We start from the raw sequence: 15,916 nt of genomic DNA, 5'->3' as shown, positions 1-15,916 counted from the left end.
TTTTCCCGCCAAACGACGGAATAGCGGTGGCCGGTGCCCCGGAACGTCCGTTCCGCGACACCGGCCAACACGCCCCTTCCGTCGTGCTCAGTACCAGGTGTCGATCGTGGCCTCTTCGCAGAGCCGGACGACCGGCCTGCGGCCCGGGACGACGGGGTCCTGCGCGAGCCGGACCCGGACCCCGGGACGTACCGCGTGCGGCGGGCCGTCGACCCGGCAGCGCACCACGAACCCCTCGGCCATGTGCACCGGCCAGAGGTCGGACTGGGCGGCGCTGACCCCGCGCCGTACCGAGATCACGCCCTCCCCCGTGCTGAGTTCGGGCGCCAGGTCGGTGGAGCCGCAGGTCGGACAGAGCAGGCGCTGGAAGGCGATGGTGTTGCACCAGCGGCAGCGCTGGAAGTAGAGCTCGGACTCGTCGGCCGAGACATCGGCCAGGACGGCGCTGGTTCCGTTCGGCAGGCCCGTGGATCCGGTGGGGAACACGACACTTCTCCTTGCACTGGGCGGCTCAACCATGCACGGCGCAAAGATATGGCACTGAGTGCCAGTAAATAAAGACCTGAGTTCCCTCATGTGACGATACTGAGATCCCCGGGAGTCCGAGGAGCCGCAGGAGCCTTGTCCGTCCCTGGAGTTCCAGGGGATCGGGGAGCCAAGGGATCCGAGGGCCTGGGATATCCGGGCCCTGGAACGTCTCAGTCCTCGCCGAGGCTCGCCTCCACCTCGCGCACCACACGCCACATCGGCGTGGACCGCTTGGCGATCACGACGACCACGTCGTCCGGCTCCCGCTCGCCGGCCGCCCCCGGGCCCGCGCCGCCGGGTACGGCGTCCGGGTGCCAGGTGTCCCGGACGAACTCCAGGGCCCGGTCCACCTCGGCCAGCGGGTCGCCCTCGCCGCCCGAGCGCAGCCAGTGCCGCAGGGCGTGGTTGTGGGCGGCGACGACGGCCGCGGCCAGGACGTTGGCCCGCAGGGTGCCGTCGCGGCGGTCGGCGAACCGGGTGCGCAGGTAGTCGCCGAGGGTCTTCTCGTACCGCCACACGACGGAGAGTTCGTACGTGCGCAGCCCGGTGACCTCGCGGGTGAGGCGGTAGCGCTGGACGGAGAAGGTGGGGTTCTCGGCGTACATCCGCATGACGAGCCGGGTGGCCTCGCAGACCCGGAGCAGCGGGTCGTCGCCGTCCTCGCTCGCGGCGAGGAACTCGGTCATGTCGGCGAGGCTCTGTTCGTGGTCGGGGAAGACCACGTCCTCCTTCGACGGGAAGTACCGGAAGAACGACCTCCGGCCGACCCCGGCCGTGCGGACGATGTCGTCGATCGTCGTCTGCTCGTAGCCGCGCTCCAGGAAGAGCTGGAAGGCCGCCGCGACGAGGGAGTCACGCATCGAGGGCTTGGCGGGGTGGCTGGTCATGTCCCGAACCTAGCACTCGGATCCCTCGCACGACGGCACTAGGTGCCACGAATGGATCTTGGTCCGCTGTGGCGCGTCCGGGGCCCGGACGGGTCAGCGGGCGGCCATGCGCAGGGCGCCGTCCATCCGGATCGTCTCGCCGTTGAGGTAGTCGTGCTCGGCGATCATGGTGACCAGGCGGGCGTACTCGTCGGGGCGGGCGAGCCGCTGCGGGAAGGTGACGCCCGCCGCGAGGCCGGCCCGGATCTCCTCGCTGAACCCGGCCATCATCGGGGTGTCGACGATGCCGGGGGCGACGGTGACGACCCGGATGCCGTACTGCGCGAGGTCGCGGGCCGCGGTGATGGTCATGCCCGCGACGCCCGCCTTGGAGGCGGCGTACGCGATCTGCCCGACCTGGCCCTCGAAGGCGGCGATGGAGGCGGTGTTGACGACCAGGCCACGCTGCCCGTTCTCGTCCGGCTCGCGGCGGGCGATGGCCTCGGCGGCGAGCCGCATCACGTTGAACGTACCGACCAGGTTGACGTCGAGGACCGTACGGAACAGCTCCAGGTCGTGCGGGCCCTTGCGGCCGAGCAGCCGCGCGGAGGGCGCGATCCCGGCGCAGTTGACGGCGAGCCGCAGCTCGGCGCCGTCCTCGTCGATCCGGGCGAGCGCGGCCCGTACCTGCTCCTCGTCGGTGACGTCCGCCGCGATCAGGGTGACCCCGTCGGCCGGGGCGGCGGCACCGGCGACCGCCTTGTCGAGGTCCAGCCCGTAGACCGTGGTGCCCTTCGCGGCGAGCGCGGCGGCGGTGGCCGCCCCGAGCCCCGAAGCGGCACCGGTGACGAGCGCGGCGGAACCTGCGATGTCCATGGATCTCCTCGTACGTACCCCGGCGGCGGGTGTCGGGCCGCCGGATGGAGTGGATGGCCCGCCCGCCGCGCCTTGTGGGCGGTGCGGTCACGGGACCGAAGACCGGGCACGGTCGACGCCACAGCCTATCGACCGGCCCTGGCCCGCCAACTCCCCGGCGGCGGCACCGATCTCCACGTACGGGGTGAAGCCGCGTGGCCGGCCTTGCGGTGCGCGTGACACCGTCCCCGGGGCCCGGGCGCGGCGGACATCTGCTTCGATACGTCGTCATGATCCGTGTCTGGCTCCTGCCCGCCGCTCTCGTGCTCTGCGGCGCCCTCGCCGCCTCCTCGCTGTTCCTCGGCGATACGAGCCTGCCCTCCCCCGTCATCCCGGTGCTGTTCCTGCTGCTCGCCTACGTGGAGTCGCCGCTGGTGTTCCCCCGCCCCACGGGGGCGGCGGAGGCGCGGCGGCGCAGCGAGGCCGACGGGCGCCCGGTGATCTACTGGCGGCCCACCTGTACGTACTGCCTGCGGCTGCGCCTCCGGCTGGGCCGTACCGCCCGCCGGGCCTACTGGGTCGACATCTGGCGCGACCCGGAGGGCGCGGCGGTGGTGCGGGCGGCGAACGGCGGGAACGAGACCGTCCCGACGGTCGTGGTCGCGGGCCGGCCGCACACCAACCCCGACCCGGCGTGGGTACGCGCCCGACTCACCGCGCACCCGGGCGGCGACGTCCGGGACGCCGCCTGAGATCCCTTCCCCTGAGCGGACTTCTCGTCGATGATGGCGGCGTGGCTCACCGCATCACCGCTCTTCTCACGGTCGCCGGCGTTGTCGCCGGCACGCTGTTCCTGGCCGCCTCCATCGACGCGTTCCGGGCCGGGGGCCCGGCCCTGTGGCTCGTCGCCGGGGGGACGGTCTTCCTCGGCACCGTCCTCGTACGCGTGCGCGACATCCGCCGCGCGCGCCCGCGCGTGGTGGACGGGAACTGACCGGCCGACGGCCGCGCGCCGGGCCGGGTCATGGTGCACCAGCCGGAGCACGAGGCGCTCGCCGGGAAGGACGACGTGTCGGAGGCAGACGTACGCACGGACGGGGAGCCTGCTGTGGACGCTGAAGGGAAGGCCGACGCGGACGCACAGGCGAACGCGGAGACACCCGGCATCCACACGGCCACGCTCCAATGGCGAGACCAGGGGCCCTTGTTCGCCACCCGGGCCGACGCGACCGGCCTGGCGTATCTACGTGGGCTGATCACGGGCGAGGCCGTCGCGCCGCCCGTCGCGCAGGTCCTCGGGATCGAGGTCGTCAAGGCCGACCCCGGGACGGTCCGGTTCACCATGCCGGTCCAGGACCACTTCACGAACCATCTGGGATTCCTCGCCGGCGGCATCCTGTCCACCGTCGTGGACGCGGCGCTCGGCTGCGCGGTCCTCTCCGCCGTCCCCGCGGACAAGGACATCGTCACCCTCGACCTGAACGTGGACTTCCTGCGCCCGGTGCGCGAGATCGCCGGGCCGGTCACGGTCGATGCCGAGGTCGTGCATCTGGGGCGCAACCGGGGTCTGGCGTCCTGCCGGGTCGTGGACGCCGACGGCCGGCTGTGCGCGGTGGGCAAGAGCAGCTGCCTGATCCGCGACAAGGCCCCGGGCGGGGCGTGATCCGCCCTTGAACCCCGTCCGTGAGACCTCGTCCCGGAGGTGGGGCCGTACGCGGGGGTGAGCGGGCGTGGTGGTGGGGGGGCGGGCCCGATTCCCTCACTCGATCGCAAGTGGCTCCTAGTCCACCTGGCCTCACGTGACGCGGTGACGGTGGACATCCGTGCTTCCATCTCGCCAGGGGGCCCACATGACGGCGGACGGCCGACAGGAGAACTCCCCATGACCCCTGGCGATGAGGCGATCACGTGCCCGTTCGACTACAGCAAGGCACTGGATTTTGATCCCGCTCTCGCGGGCCTGATGGACCTCGAGACCCTGACCCGCTTCCGTCTGCCGTACGGCGACGCCGAGGCGTGGCTGGTCACCGGCTTCGACGGGGTCCGCCAGGTGACCACCGACCAGCGTTTCAGCCGGGCGGGGATCATCGGCACCGACTACCCGAGGCTGACCCCGGAGCCCATCGTGTCCCCGGAGTCGGTCAATGTGATGGACCCTCCGCACAGCAGCCGGGTGCGGCACCTCGCGTCGCAGGCCTTCACCCCGCAGCGCGTGGAGGCGATGAAGGACACGATCGTACGGCTCGCCGACGACTTGCTCGACGAGATGGCCGCACGGGGGCAGCCGGCGGACCTGGTGCGTCATCTGTCGGACCCGTTCCCGCGGCAGACGATCTTCCACCTGCTCGGCATCCCCCGGGACGACTGGCCGCGGATGCAGGCGTATGTGCACCAGCTGCTCGCCACCGGACCCGAGACGCGTGAGACCGCCGCGAAGGCCAAGGCCGAACTGCGGTCGTACTTCGGCGCCTTGGTCGAACAGCGGCGGCGCTCGCCCGGGAAGGACCTCATCAGCGCGCTGGCCGCCGCCAGGGAGGGTGACGACGTCTTCGACGACCAGGAACTGGCCGTCATGGCACTGACGTTGACCCTCAGCGGCCAGGACACGGTCACCTGCCAGATCAGCAACATCGCCTATCTCCTGCTGAGCCGCCTCGAGTTGATGGAACGCCTCCGGGACCGGCCCGGGAGCCTGCCGGAGGTCCTGGAGGAGCTGCTCCGCTACATCCCCTTCCGCAAGGGCGTCGGCATCCCCCGGGTGGCGCGGGAGGACATCGAGATGGACGGGACGCGGATCCGGGCGGGAGACTTCGTCCACGTCTCCTACCTGACGGCGAACCGCGACCCTGAGCGCTTCCCGGACCCGCACGCCATCGACCTCGACCGCCCCTCCGCCCCGTTCATGACCTTCGGCTGGGGCGGCCACCGCTGCATCGCGGTCCCCCTGGCCATGGCGGAACTGGAAGCGGCCTTCGGTCGCCTGCTGGAACGCTTCCCGACCCTGCGCCTGGCCGTCCCCCCGGAAAAGGTCCGCTGGGACACGGAGACGATCCGCCGCTTCCCCCTCGAACTCCCGGTGGCCTGGTAACCCCGGTCCGCTACTTCTCCGTGGTGATCAGCCCGCGGCTGATCACCAGGCGCTGGATCTGATTCGTCCCCTCGAAGATCTGCATGATCGAAGAGGGGTCGTCGGTTGCCGCAGGTCAGAGACCCTCTATGACCTCTGCCCTGCGACGCACCGGAAACCGGCGGATGCATTCCAGTGCCTCCGGATGCAGGCCGATGCACCCCTCAAGATCATCTCCCACTCAACGCAAGCGCCGCCGCTCGACGAGCGGGGGCGCGGGACGCTGGATGGAGAGGTGGCAGTAGTTCCCAGCGCCACTACAGGTGCATCAAGGCCACGGCAGCTTCAGGCTGGCGTTGGAGGCCGCCATCACGGGGGGCACGTGTGTCAGGTCGCTCGGCCCGCCGGGCCTCCTTACCCGCGCGAGTACTCGGTGGCAGTCTCATGTCTCTCACTCCATCTCGCATATGAGTTCCCCCCTCCGCGCCATGCCGACCCGGACTGGTATCGACCGGAGGCAAACGCTCCGCATGGGCATCAGACCGCGCGGCCTGGCTTGAAGACGCGCCTGGCGGATGACTTCACCCTGACGAGTGATTGCACCGGTGGCAGAACCCCGGGGGACGTGGTCCAACTCCTTCTGGCGGGCCCCGGACGGAGAGTCCGGGGCCCGCTGCCGTCGCCTGAGTGTGTCGCGGTACTGAGGTGGAGGCCGGCGCCGGCCTGGAAGCCGGCCCCACGAAGAGGACCCGGCCGGGACGGTCTGTAGGGTCGGCAGCCCACTTCCTCGGGCTCCTTCGTGCGAGCCCGAGGTTCAGGCCCGGCCGATGCGTTCCAGGAGCGCCTGGGTACGTGCCTCCAGCACCTTCTCCGCGTCGGGGGTGATGGTGGAGAGGGCCACCATGGCGGTCACGATGACGTCCGCGAGTTCCTTCTCCACGTCCGTCCAGGTGTGGCTTGCGCCCTTTCGCGGGTTGGCTCCGAGCGCCCCCGTGATGGCCTCGGAGGCTTCACCGAACTCCTCCCCGATCTTGAGGACCCGAAGCAGCCGTACGTCACCGGCCGCGGCCTGGCCCTCGTCATCCAGCCACTTCCGCAGCTGGGTCACGCCGTCCCACGTGGTGTCCACGTCGATCTCCGTTCTTGTCGTTCAGGTGGTCAGAAAAGCGCCGGCGTCAGGGCCTCGCCCCGGGCCGGGTCTCACACGTCCAGCGGTGCCGTGGCGGCGAGCGCCAGGGAGACCGTCAGCGCGGAGTGGTCGGTGAGCCGGTCCTCGTTGGTACGCGGCTCGTGCACGTACCGGCAGCCCTCCACGCTCGCCGCGAGGGGCCCGGAGACGTGGGCGTGGTCGTAGCGGTAGCCGTCGCCGGTGCGCCCCACCCAGGAGTACTCCAGGGCGTCCGGGGCCAGGAACCGGAAGGCGTCCCGATACCCGGCCGCACCGAGGCCGGTGTAGAACGCGTACTCCCATTCCTGGAAGATCCGGTATCGCGGGACGTGAGCGGGTTCCAGGATGTTGAAGTCCCCGAGGACCAGGCGGCGGCCGACAACCCCGGTGGGGAGGACGGCGGCCAGGCCCTCCAGAAACCGGCGCTTCCTGGTGATCTTCGCCTCCGTGGCGTCCCGGGACGGCACGTATACCCCGACGACCTCCAGCGGGCCCGTGCTCGTCTCGACGGTCACGGCGGCCACCCGGTGCGGGAGGTAGTCCACGGGCAGCGGGAGCGGGCTCGTGGCGAGGCGGGACACGATCATCACGCCCCGTTCCCGGGTGCCCTGCGGCGGCCGGGGGAAGTTCACCGAGTACCCGGCCCCCTCGAACCGCTCGGCCAGGAACTCACACCCCGCGCTGCGCGCCGTCTCCGTGAGCACGAGCACCGGCTCCGGCCGCTGCGCCAGGTACCGGAGCTGTCGCTCCGCGCGCTCCCGGGACGGGTTGTTGAGGTTGAACGTCAACACGTCCAGCATCGGTCGGGTCCTTCCGGAGTCGGGTGATCGCGGCGACGGTCAGGCGGGCGACCTCTTCGGCCGGCGTCTCGGTGGCGTCCAGGTCCAAGACGCGATGCCCTTTACCCCGCAGGAACTTACCGGCCTCGGCGAAGTAGGCGCATTCCACAAGGCTGGAGTCCTCGGCGCGTTCGTACCGGGAGTGCGCGCCCCTCGCGGTCAGCCGGGCCTCGATCACCTCCGGGTCGCCGCTGACCATCACGGTCAGGTCCGGCTGGACCTGCCGCTCGTTGAGGAGCCACACGAACTCGCGGTCCACGCCGTCCATGCATTGGAGCGCCAGGCTGCTGGCGATGTACCGGTCGCAGACCACGACGTCCCCGCGCTCCAGCGCCGGCTGGATCGTCTCGCCGTGCTTGAACCGGTCGGCGGCGACAAGGCACGCCATCGCCTCGCCCTGGTAGTCGTCCGTGCCGTGCCGCGCGAGGTTGCCTAAGGCGGTGTCCGTGGGCTCCCGGGTCGCCAGCACGGGCACACCCTCCGCCCCGAGGAGGCGGGCGACCAGAGCCGTGACGGTCGACTTCCCGACTCCGCCCGGGCCCTCGATGGCGACCAGAAGGCCGCGGCCGGCGATCACGAGACACCGACCACGGGCAGGACGCGGGTCTGACGCGGGACCACGGGGCACTGTTCGGTGTCCACGGCGCCAATCCGCTCGCCGGCGGCCACCACGGCGGCCGGGCAGCCCTTCCCGCACGAGGGCGACAGGGAGCACGCGCCGCACGTCGAGTTGCCCCCGAGGTCCCACCGGTCGGAGAACTTCCCGTACGCGGCCAGGCGGGCCGCGATGTCGTCGTGCTGCCAGACGTTGCCCACGAGGAAGTCGGAGTCCGGGTGCTGGGAGGCCGTCGTCCGGGCCGCGAACACGAGGTACGGGCAGATCGCCACACCGCCGTCCGTGAAGACGTAGACGATGGTCCCGGCCTCGCAGCCGGCCAGCGGCTTGTCCTCGTTGGGGAACCGGATGTTCACCAGCTCCACGTCCTCCCCGAACGGCTCGGTGAGGGCGGCGATCTCCCGCATCTGCTCATCCGGGGTACGCAGCTTCCCCTGTGCCTTCCTCGACTGGCCGCGCCCCATGTTCCCGAGCGGGTTCATCAGCACGTACTTTGCGCCCTGCTCCCGCGCGAACCTGACCAGGTCCCGGTACTCCCGATCCTCGGCCAAGCTGTTCGGCGTGCACAGCAGGCCTTGGAGGATGCCGGCGGCGGCGAACCTCCTGACGGTGTCCACGGTCTCCGCGAAGCACCCGGGCAGGCCACGGAACACGGAGTGGGACTCCTCGGAGAACCCGTCCAGCGACACGTTCATGTGGGCGTCCAGCTCCACCAGGGCGGAGATCTGCTCATCGCTGCACATGGTGCCGTTGGTGCACACGCCAACGGACATGCCAGCCTCACGGAACGCGGCGATGATCTCCAGGAGGTCTGGGTGCATGAACGGCTCGCCGCCGGTGATGGTCACCCGCGTGACGCGGGCCTCCGCGAGCTGGGGAACCAACTGCTCCCGGATCTTCTCCAGCGGCATATAGGTGCCGCGCTTCGTCGCCGTCACAAAGCAGTGGGCGCACAGCGCATTGCACGGCTCGCAGATCTGGACGAGAGCCTTCCGGTGCGGGTGGTCCACGGTCGTACGGAAGTAGCACGAGGCGGCCTGCTCGCCGCCGCTCAGGATGGGGCGCGCGCTCAAGAGTGTTCTCCCTTACTCGCTGGGTGGTGTCCGGCCGTCCTGGGCCAGGTGGCGGGCCGCCCTTGCCGTCACAGCAGGAGCGGCGCCGCGCTCGGGACCTCCGACGTCAGCCGGCGGATGGTGCCCCGGCCAGGGTGGAGTCCGGCCAGGGCGGTCGTGCCCTGCCCCAGGCCCAGATACGTCCACGGCCGCGGGCAGGTGGTTGAGGCCCCGGCCGGCCGGTGGGGGACTGCAAGCCGGCCGGGGCGGTCTGAGGGGTCAGCGGCGCAGGAACACGCCGAGGCAGAGCACCGCGAGGAGCGCAGCCAGCACGAGCACGTACAGCCACTGCGCGGCCCGACCGTTCATCGCGGCACCTCCGGGGTGCGGCGGCGGCCGCGGCCGTCGTAGCAGCTCCGGCACTCGTACGTACTCCACCCGGGGCCGCACATCTGCGGTGTGAAGGCGACGAGTTCGGCGTCCCGGGTCGCGGCGCCGCACTCGTGGCACACGGCCACCGGGCCGAGCGCGCCCGCGTCCTCCAGTGAGCCGATGACCGTCTCGACCGCGCGGCGCAGCACGCCAGGGTCGGTGAACGGCCGCTCGGCCGCCGGTGGGTGGAGCCAGGGCATCCCGGGCATGCCCTTGAGGCCGGGGACGAGGAGGCGTTCTCCCGGCTCGGTCGGGAGTACGCCGGCGGCGGTCGCGTCCGGCCAGTCGTCGGCGCCTCCCGGCGGAAGCGGCCACACGATGTGGCACAGGCCAAGGTCTTCGAATGCCGGGCCGCCCTGGGCGCCCAGGGCGCCCAGGGCGCCGAGGACGAGGTGGCTCCAGTGCGAGAGGACGCGTACGGCGCTCCAGCGCTCATCCACACCCATCAGGGCGGAGCGCGTGCTCGGGGCAGGGAGGTAGGGCGGTGTGCGGTCGGCGGTCATCGGGCGCCCACCCCCGCGAGCCCCGCGCGCTCGGCTTCGGCCCGGAGGTCGACCGGCCGGCAGCCGTCCAGCTCCACCACGGCCTGTCGGGCCAGGACGCGGGTGATGTACGGATCCTCGTAAGCGACTTGTACGCGCGGGTCGACGGGGACCAGGTGGTCACCGATCGAGGCATGAAGAACCCCGAGGACACCCCACGGTCGGACCGTGGGGACCCGGGCCGCGGCCATGCCCTCCAGGAGGTGCGGGCACGAGCGCGCAGACTCCCACGCGCATTCCAGATGCACCGGAGGGTGGGGCGTGCGCTCGCCGTCCTCGATCGGCCCGGCGGTCCCCGCCCTGCTGGACGCGCCCACGACGAACAGCGTCCCGCCCTCCCGGGCAGCCTCGGTGCCGGTCTGCAGGAAGCAGACCTGACACAGCAGCCGGCGCATGGCGAGGCGCTGCCGGGCGGGGTGGACCCCGCCGAGCTCCGGGACGCCCTTGTCCCGGGCCAGGGACCACACGCGCCACAGCGCGCCACGATGCCGCTGGGACGCGTCGAACAGCGGGTCGGCATACGAGATCCGGCCGCCCCGCAGATACACCGCCGGGGTGACCTCCCACTCGCCCTCCCATGTGGCGACCGCCGGCACGGGCAGCCCCCGGTAGACCGGGCGACACTTCCAACTCATCCACAGATCCTTCGGGATGGGCCCGCACCCGGCCGTCTCGGGACGGTCCGGCCGGGTGCGGGAGTCAAGAGGCCGCAAGCTGATCGCGGCGGCTATGGTGCGCGCGGGCAAGCTCTTCAAGACGCTCGACGCACGGCTCGCAGACGTAGAACGGGGCGGCGCCGGCATCCTGGCTGTGACCGGGCCGAGCCACATCACTGGCCGTTCGTCGCTCTCGCAGCGCCAGCACAGTCCGGAGACCCAGATGCGCTTACCCACCGGACGGCCCCTCGCGGATGATGCCGAGGCACACGGCGCCGAGGATCACCAGGACCACGGCCCAGTAGATGGCCTCGCCAGCCGACGGCCTCACCGGCCAGCCCCGCCGGTCTCCAGCAGGACCCACACGTGCTTGCCCCACCCGAGCGGGTCCACGCCCCACCGGCCACCGCAGAGGGCGTCGACGGTCGCCAGCCCTCGGCCGGACTCCTCGTGCGCTCCGGGCTCGTGAAGCTCCGGCAGCGCGCGGGAGCGGTCGACGACGGCGATCCGCACGAGGTCCGGCTGGACGCGGGCGACCGTGACCAGGATCCGGCTGTAGCGGGCGTGCAGGGCCGCGTTCCCCACCAGTTCGCTGACGATCAGGCACGCGTCGGTCTCGGCGCTCTCCAGCCCCCAGGAGCGGAGCGCCGCGGACACCAGGCGTCGTGCGGCGCCAGCGGACTCCGGCCGCCGCTCCAGGTGCCGACTGAACACCTCCTCGACCGGCTCGCAGGGCGACGTCCGCGTGGCCTCGACCACGCTCGGGCTGCTGATGCTGGTCACGACGGCTCACCACCCGCAGCGATCCGCTCCCGGCCCCGGCGCACGATCCCCTTCAGCCGGGCCGGTGTGCAGAGGCGCATGTGGCGGTCCGGCGGGATGACCCACCACGGACCCTCTCCGCACGGTGCAAGCACCTCGGGGGCCGGGACGAGGAGTTCCGCGCGGGCAGGGAGCACGACCACGCTCGGCTCCCGCCAGTCGGACGCGGCCGAGGGCAGCAGCGCGGTGTACCCGCCCTCCTGCCGGAAGCCGACGGGCCCGTAGAAGACGGGCCCGTCCAGGAGGCTGGCGAGCACCGGCGCGCAGTCCTCGGGACTGGCGGCCTCGCATGCCGCGTGCACGACTTCGGCCGGGACCGAGACTGCGGTGTACCAGGCGCCCGACCGGAGCATCGCCGCCCCGGCATTCGCCCACCGCTCTTCCGCGGCCTCCCTCGACGGCGCGGACTCAAGGAGCCATTGACCGGAGACGAGGCGACGCTCAGCAGGGGGCGCCACGACGGAACGGGGAAGATGGCCTGAATCCCCATCAGGCCGAGAGTTCGTGCTCGACATCCGTGCACTCCCAAGGTGGGTCGATCGGGAGAACACACCTTGGGCCTGTTCAATCGCGCTGTGCCATGACTGCCCCGCGACGAAATTGACAGCCAATCACCGCTTGGGAGTGAAGTCCGCGCTCTGGTCACTGCGAAGGTATGAAAACGCCCTCGCCCGGCAGCACGGCGCCACTACGTTGGGCCCGGAGGTGGTACCCGTGCCGCGCAGCGACGGAAGGCGTACGGCAGCCCGCGCGATCGTGGGACGTGCCCAAGCCGCCAGCTGGACCGGCTGGGAGACGTCCGTCGCCATCGCCGCCGAGACCGGGTGCGGCCTGCTCCAGGCGCACCGTCTCGCCCGCGGCTGGACCCTGGCCGAGGCCCGGCAGCACCTGGCCGAGGTAGGCACCCGCGTCTCGGTGCAGCAGCTCTCCGGCTGGGAGACAGGACGTGGCCGCCCCAGCGAGGACAACCTTGACTGTCTGTGCCGCCTGTACGAGACCCGCCCTGACCGACTGGGCTACGGGCACGACTACACCCCAAGCGCAGAAGCTGCTTCCTCGCCCGCCACCGCACCCCTGCCGGGCGCCTCCGCCCGGCATGACGCCGCCCCGGAGACGAACGACGTCCGGCTCGTCTCCCTCACGGCCCTTCGCACCAGCGCTGCCGCTCTGCTCGCCGGCGGAGTACCCGAGACCACCCTCGACCAGCTGGAGCGGCGCGCGTCCGAGCACGGCCACGAGTACCAGATTCTCCCGCCATCCGAACTGCTGGCCGGCTCCGTCGAGGACTTCCGGGCAGTCAAGGCGCTGCTCGCGGGCCGCCAGTCCGCCGATGTCCGCGCGCGGCTCTGCCGGGTCGGCGCACAACTCGCGGGTACCACTGGCATGGCCCTGGTCGCGCTCGGCGATCACCGCGAGGCGAGGGCCTGGTACCACCTCGGGCAACTCCTCGCAGAAGAGACCGGAGACCGTGGCCTCCGAGCGTGGCTGTTGGCCAGAGAAGCCGTGATCCCCTTCTACTTCGGCGCTCCCGCCGCCGCCCTCGCGCTCGCCGAGCGGGCCCGCCTCGTCGCCGGCTCCACAGTGTGTGCAACAGCGGCATGGGCGCCGGCTCTTGAGGCGCGGGCGCTCGCGAGGATGGGGCGCGGACGGGAAGCACAGGACGCGCTCGCGCTCGCCCAAACGGCGTTCGCCCGGCTCCGCGCCGAGGACATCGCCGACATGGCGTACGGGTACACCGAGAAACAACTGACCTGGCACATCGGAAGCATGTGGACGACGCTCGGCGACACCCGCCGGGCTCAGGCCGCACTACAACGGGCCCGCACCCTGTACGCGCCCACCGAGTACCTGGACCAGGCGCTGATCTCAATGGATGAGGCGCAGAGCCTCGTCTCGGTCGGCGAGGTGTCGGTTGCGTGCCGGTCGACGGAGAGCGTGCTGCTCGGCCTGCCGCCGGCTCACCTGACCGGCATCGTGGTCTCCCGGGCCCGGGAGGTGGTGGCGGCGATCCCGATGTGTGCGGCCGGCACAGCGCCGGTGCGGGACCTGCGCGAGCTGATCGCCTCGGTCCCGGAGCTCACTGCGGGCGGCGCGCCAGCAGCTGAAGCAGCCCCGTGACGGCGACCCCGGCGACGATGGCGCGGTCGTCGATCATCTGCTGCACCTCGTCCAGGGGCCGCCACTCGATGCGGTCGGCCTCGTGAGTGTCGACTGGGTCCGCGACGGGCCGGGCGTTCCGCGCGAGGTAGACGTGGTGCACTGCGTCGCTCATGCCGCCGATCGGCTCGATGTACGCGAGGGGCGTGAGGTCGTCCGGCTGGATCTCGTAGCCGGTCTCCTCCAGGACTTCGCGGACGGCAGCGGCCTCCGAGGTCTCGCCGTCCTCGACGATCCCGCTCGGGATCTCCCACGACCAGGTGTCGGTGGCGAAGCGGTGGCGCCACATCAGCAGCACGTTCGAAGCATCGTCGAGGAGGACGACGGCGGCGACCGGCGCCAGCCGGATCAGGTGGTGCTCGTACCGGGCGCACCCGGGTGGCTCGACGTCGACGAGTTCGAGGCGCACCCAGGGGCTGGTGTAGACGGGGCGCGATCCGTGCACGGTCCACTGGCTCATGGCTGCCAGCCTCGCACAGCGATACGGCCCGCTCGCAGGCGTGCGTACGAAAACACGAAAGCCAGGCCGCAGGGGTGGGGTGGAGTACGCGGCCGGGCTCCTCGCAATGCCGCTGGGGAAGCGTATCCTGCACGCGCCCCGGGGAGTGGGCCGCGCGGCGCATCTCAGTCTCTCGCATGCAGGGGCTTACATGCACGCAGACACCGAGATTCGGCCCAGGAAGTCCGCCGAGGGCGCTCGGGCGTCGCCTGCGCCCGAGCTTCCTCGGCGGGCGCAGGGCATCCTGGGCATATGGGCAGTGCGCCGATCGTCGTGCATCCGCCCTCCCCTCGTGTTTGAGTCGGAGGTTTTTTCGGTAGATCTCCGCCTCGATCGACCCGTGGTCGCGCCCGCTTCCTACAGGCTGCGGCTCGATTTGGCATCGCTGGCCGCAGTGTCGGGAGCGAGCGAATTGCCTAAGAACCTCCTGCCCAGGACAACTAGGGCGTTTCCTTCGGTCATCTGACCGTTGGTTGGTATGTCGTCAAGGAGGACGGGGTGCGGACATCGGGAGCCCAAGTGCCGCACGGGGACGAGGTGTTGGAGCTGAACGAGTAGCTTGGACTGCTGCGAGGCGCCGTCTCACGAGGAGGCGGAGCAAATTGGGGGAAGTGTGGCGAACAGGGACAATCAGCAGATGGCCTGGTTCTTCTTTGGGATGGCCGCAGGATTTGTCCTGCTTGCCAAGATGCGCAGGGCTGTACCCCACGAGCAGCCGATGAAGTTCGTGGTGGTCGTCGGCACGATGGCCGCCGCCGGGCTCCTCTTCGGAGCGATCGGCACCCACCTACACGACGAGGTTGCCCAGGAAAAGATCTCCCGGGCAACGTACTGGTCGACGGTATTCGGCATCGCCGTAGCGTCGTTCACGCTTCTGGGGATCACCGGCTTGGATGACCTTCTTGCCTTGTTTGACAAGGCTGACTAGATATATTGCCCCGGGAGGCTGTGGACGGCTGATGGAGGTCTCGGCTGAGGGATCTTGAAATGGGTGAGGGCCTTCTGGTGGCCGTACTTTGTCCACCTGACAAATGCGAGGGTCCGATGTCGTCGATCCGCTGTCAGCATCGGGGCATGAAACCCAACCGGTACATCACCGCTCTAGCGCTGATAGCGGGCGCTTTTGCCGGCGCTGCGTCCCCAGCCGGAGCAGCGTCTCCCTCACCACAAGCGGCAGCAAGCTACCCCTGCTGGGCGTACACGTTCAGCCACTGGGGCACGCCGACCGCCGGTTCGCAGTGCCAGGCGGGAACAGTGAGTTGGCAGCACCGTGCTGTCGCGAAGTTCTCAAAACGCGGAAGCAACCCCATCACGATCTACGGCCCGTGGGTAGGCGCAAATACGAAATCGTATGCGTACTCCCCCGGCCCCGGATACTTCATCGTCGAGAACTGGGTGGAGCAGGAACTCGGCTGACCTCACCGTCCAGCCTCACGGGCCCGGTGTTTCCGAAAGTATGGCCAGGCGCCAACACGCGCAGCCCGCCGTGACCTTCCGGTGACCGGCATGGCCAGGGCCTGGTCGGGGCAGACCACAGCCACCCCGACCAGAGCCCGACCACCGGGGCCGACGTACCCCGACCATGCCGGCCGGGCCGCGGGTCTCATCACGCCTACCCGCCTGGCCAGGGTCGTGGTCGGGGCGTTCCGGCGCGTGCCTGGCCGTCGCCGCCGACGTCGCGCGGCTGGTATTCACCGCGCCCCGGGGCGGCCGGCTCCTCATCGGCGGCGAGTTCTACAGCGACACGTTCCACCCGATCGTGGACGGTCACGCCCCTGAGCCGAGCAGCCGGGGGCACGCAGCTCGGCCGGGCATCC

Annotated in this window: 18 protein-coding genes; 6 read left to right on the top strand and 12 right to left on the bottom strand. The window is 70.9% G+C overall.

Translation table 11 applies throughout. The features are described from left to right. Positions 1 to 87: 87 nt before the first annotated feature. From ABZ693_RS28250 to ABZ693_RS28240, 3 genes are all read right to left on the bottom strand, one after another. On the bottom strand, positions 88 to 486 hold the full coding sequence (locus tag ABZ693_RS28250; RefSeq protein WP_359882840.1) for a Zn-ribbon domain-containing OB-fold protein: 399 nt from the start codon (positions 484 to 486) through the stop codon (positions 88 to 90). A 212-nt stretch (positions 487 to 698) separates the two neighbouring features. Continuing rightward, positions 699 to 1,415, bottom strand: a complete 717-nt coding sequence (locus tag ABZ693_RS28245) for a TetR/AcrR family transcriptional regulator (protein ID WP_359882837.1) — start codon at positions 1,413 to 1,415, stop codon at positions 699 to 701. A 93-nt stretch (positions 1,416 to 1,508) separates the two neighbouring features. Beyond that, positions 1,509 to 2,270: an SDR family NAD(P)-dependent oxidoreductase gene (locus ABZ693_RS28240; RefSeq protein WP_359882835.1), complete on the bottom strand. Its 762-nt coding sequence runs from the start codon at positions 2,268 to 2,270 to the stop codon at positions 1,509 to 1,511. 269 nt (positions 2,271 to 2,539) lie between these two features. Here ABZ693_RS28240 and ABZ693_RS28235 point away from each other — a divergent pair, with 269 nt between their 5' ends. The 4 genes from ABZ693_RS28235 to ABZ693_RS28220 all read left to right on the top strand — a co-directional run bounded on the left by ABZ693_RS28235 (position 2,540) and on the right by ABZ693_RS28220 (position 5,337). Further along, entirely contained in the window at positions 2,540 to 3,001 is a 462-nt protein-coding gene (locus tag ABZ693_RS28235; RefSeq protein ID WP_359882832.1) for a glutaredoxin domain-containing protein, read from the top strand. A gap of 41 nt (positions 3,002 to 3,042) precedes the next feature. Then, positions 3,043 to 3,243 carry a hypothetical protein gene (locus tag ABZ693_RS28230; protein WP_359882826.1) on the top strand — a complete coding sequence of 67 codons (201 nt, stop codon included), beginning with the start codon at positions 3,043 to 3,045 and terminating at the stop codon, positions 3,241 to 3,243. Positions 3,244 to 3,357: 114 nt separating this feature from the next. After that, complete coding sequence (locus ABZ693_RS28225) at positions 3,358 to 3,912, top strand: PaaI family thioesterase (RefSeq protein ID WP_359882823.1); 555 nt, start codon at positions 3,358 to 3,360, stop codon at positions 3,910 to 3,912. A gap of 219 nt (positions 3,913 to 4,131) precedes the next feature. Beyond that, positions 4,132 to 5,337, top strand: a complete 1,206-nt coding sequence (locus ABZ693_RS28220; protein ID WP_359882821.1) for a cytochrome P450 — start codon at positions 4,132 to 4,134, stop codon at positions 5,335 to 5,337. 793 nt (positions 5,338 to 6,130) lie between these two features. Here the strand turns inward: ABZ693_RS28220 and ABZ693_RS28215 are convergent. The 8 genes from ABZ693_RS28215 to ABZ693_RS28180 all read right to left on the bottom strand — a co-directional run bounded on the left by ABZ693_RS28215 (position 6,131) and on the right by ABZ693_RS28180 (position 11,700). Next, the gene (locus ABZ693_RS28215) at positions 6,131 to 6,445 is read right to left on the bottom strand and encodes a MazG-like family protein (protein WP_435842567.1); all 315 of its coding nucleotides are present in this window, start codon (positions 6,443 to 6,445) and stop codon (positions 6,131 to 6,133) included. 71 nt (positions 6,446 to 6,516) lie between these two features. Then, positions 6,517 to 7,272, bottom strand: coding sequence for an endonuclease/exonuclease/phosphatase family protein (locus ABZ693_RS28210; RefSeq protein WP_359882851.1), 756 nt, complete (start codon positions 7,270 to 7,272; stop codon positions 6,517 to 6,519). After that, complete coding sequence (gene tmk / locus ABZ693_RS28205; protein WP_359882819.1) at positions 7,154 to 7,900, bottom strand: dTMP kinase; 747 nt, start codon at positions 7,898 to 7,900, stop codon at positions 7,154 to 7,156. The genes ABZ693_RS28210 and tmk overlap by 119 nt, the downstream gene beginning before the upstream one ends. Then, a complete protein-coding gene (locus ABZ693_RS28200; protein WP_359882816.1) occupies positions 7,897 to 9,012 on the bottom strand; it encodes a radical SAM protein in 1,116 nt (371 codons plus the stop codon). Before ABZ693_RS28200 ends, tmk begins: the two co-directional genes overlap by 4 nt. Before the next feature lie 344 nt (positions 9,013 to 9,356). Further along, positions 9,357 to 9,926: a hypothetical protein gene (locus ABZ693_RS28195; RefSeq protein ID WP_359882813.1), complete on the bottom strand. Its 570-nt coding sequence runs from the start codon at positions 9,924 to 9,926 to the stop codon at positions 9,357 to 9,359. Continuing rightward, positions 9,923 to 10,600, bottom strand: a complete 678-nt coding sequence (locus ABZ693_RS28190; protein ID WP_359882810.1) for a hypothetical protein — start codon at positions 10,598 to 10,600, stop codon at positions 9,923 to 9,925. Before ABZ693_RS28190 ends, ABZ693_RS28195 begins: the two co-directional genes overlap by 4 nt. Before the next feature lie 348 nt (positions 10,601 to 10,948). After that, positions 10,949 to 11,404: an ATP-binding protein gene (locus tag ABZ693_RS28185; RefSeq protein ID WP_359882807.1), complete on the bottom strand. Its 456-nt coding sequence runs from the start codon at positions 11,402 to 11,404 to the stop codon at positions 10,949 to 10,951. Further along, positions 11,401 to 11,700, bottom strand: a complete 300-nt coding sequence (locus ABZ693_RS28180; protein ID WP_359882805.1) for a hypothetical protein — start codon at positions 11,698 to 11,700, stop codon at positions 11,401 to 11,403. The genes ABZ693_RS28185 and ABZ693_RS28180 overlap by 4 nt, the downstream gene beginning before the upstream one ends. A 457-nt stretch (positions 11,701 to 12,157) precedes the next feature. On the opposite strand from ABZ693_RS28180, the gene ABZ693_RS28175 reads away from it, so the two are divergent. After that, positions 12,158 to 13,561 carry a helix-turn-helix domain-containing protein gene (locus ABZ693_RS28175; RefSeq protein WP_359882802.1) on the top strand — a complete coding sequence of 468 codons (1,404 nt, stop codon included), beginning with the start codon at positions 12,158 to 12,160 and terminating at the stop codon, positions 13,559 to 13,561. Here the strand turns inward: ABZ693_RS28175 and ABZ693_RS28170 are convergent. Continuing rightward, entirely contained in the window at positions 13,521 to 14,060 is a 540-nt protein-coding gene (locus ABZ693_RS28170; RefSeq protein ID WP_359882800.1) for an NUDIX hydrolase, read from the bottom strand. The genes ABZ693_RS28175 and ABZ693_RS28170 overlap by 41 nt on opposite strands. Before the next feature lie 676 nt (positions 14,061 to 14,736). Here ABZ693_RS28170 and ABZ693_RS28165 point away from each other — a divergent pair. Beyond that, a complete protein-coding gene (locus tag ABZ693_RS28165) occupies positions 14,737 to 15,027 on the top strand; it encodes a hypothetical protein (RefSeq protein ID WP_359882797.1) in 291 nt (96 codons plus the stop codon). The last annotated feature ends 889 nt before the right edge of the window (positions 15,028 to 15,916 follow it).

It is taken from the genome of Streptomyces laurentii (assembly GCF_040635425.1).
Lineage (GTDB): Bacteria > Actinomycetota > Actinomycetes > Streptomycetales > Streptomycetaceae > Streptomyces > Streptomyces laurentii.
Note: the sequence above shows the minus strand (reverse complement) of the source record. Positions and strands in the feature narration are given on the sequence as shown.

Bases quoted from the DNA above. Each gene is read 5' to 3' on its own strand.
- ABZ693_RS28190 (WP_359882810.1), bottom strand. From the start codon at position 10,600: ATGAGTTGGAAGTGTCGCCCGGTCTACCGGGGGCTGCCCGTGCCGGCG.
- ABZ693_RS28240 (WP_359882835.1), bottom strand. From the start codon at position 2,270: ATGGACATCGCAGGTTCCGCCGCGCTCGTCACCGGTGCCGCTTCGGGG.
- ABZ693_RS28195 (WP_359882813.1), bottom strand. From the start codon at position 9,926: ATGACCGCCGACCGCACACCGCCCTACCTCCCTGCCCCGAGCACGCGC.
- ABZ693_RS28170 (WP_359882800.1), bottom strand. From the start codon at position 14,060: ATGAGCCAGTGGACCGTGCACGGATCGCGCCCCGTCTACACCAGCCCC.
- ABZ693_RS28235 (WP_359882832.1), top strand. From the start codon at position 2,540: ATGATCCGTGTCTGGCTCCTGCCCGCCGCTCTCGTGCTCTGCGGCGCC.
- ABZ693_RS28245 (WP_359882837.1), bottom strand. From the start codon at position 1,415: ATGACCAGCCACCCCGCCAAGCCCTCGATGCGTGACTCCCTCGTCGCG.
- ABZ693_RS28165 (WP_359882797.1), top strand. From the start codon at position 14,737: ATGGCCTGGTTCTTCTTTGGGATGGCCGCAGGATTTGTCCTGCTTGCC.
- ABZ693_RS28220 (WP_359882821.1), top strand. From the start codon at position 4,132: ATGACCCCTGGCGATGAGGCGATCACGTGCCCGTTCGACTACAGCAAG.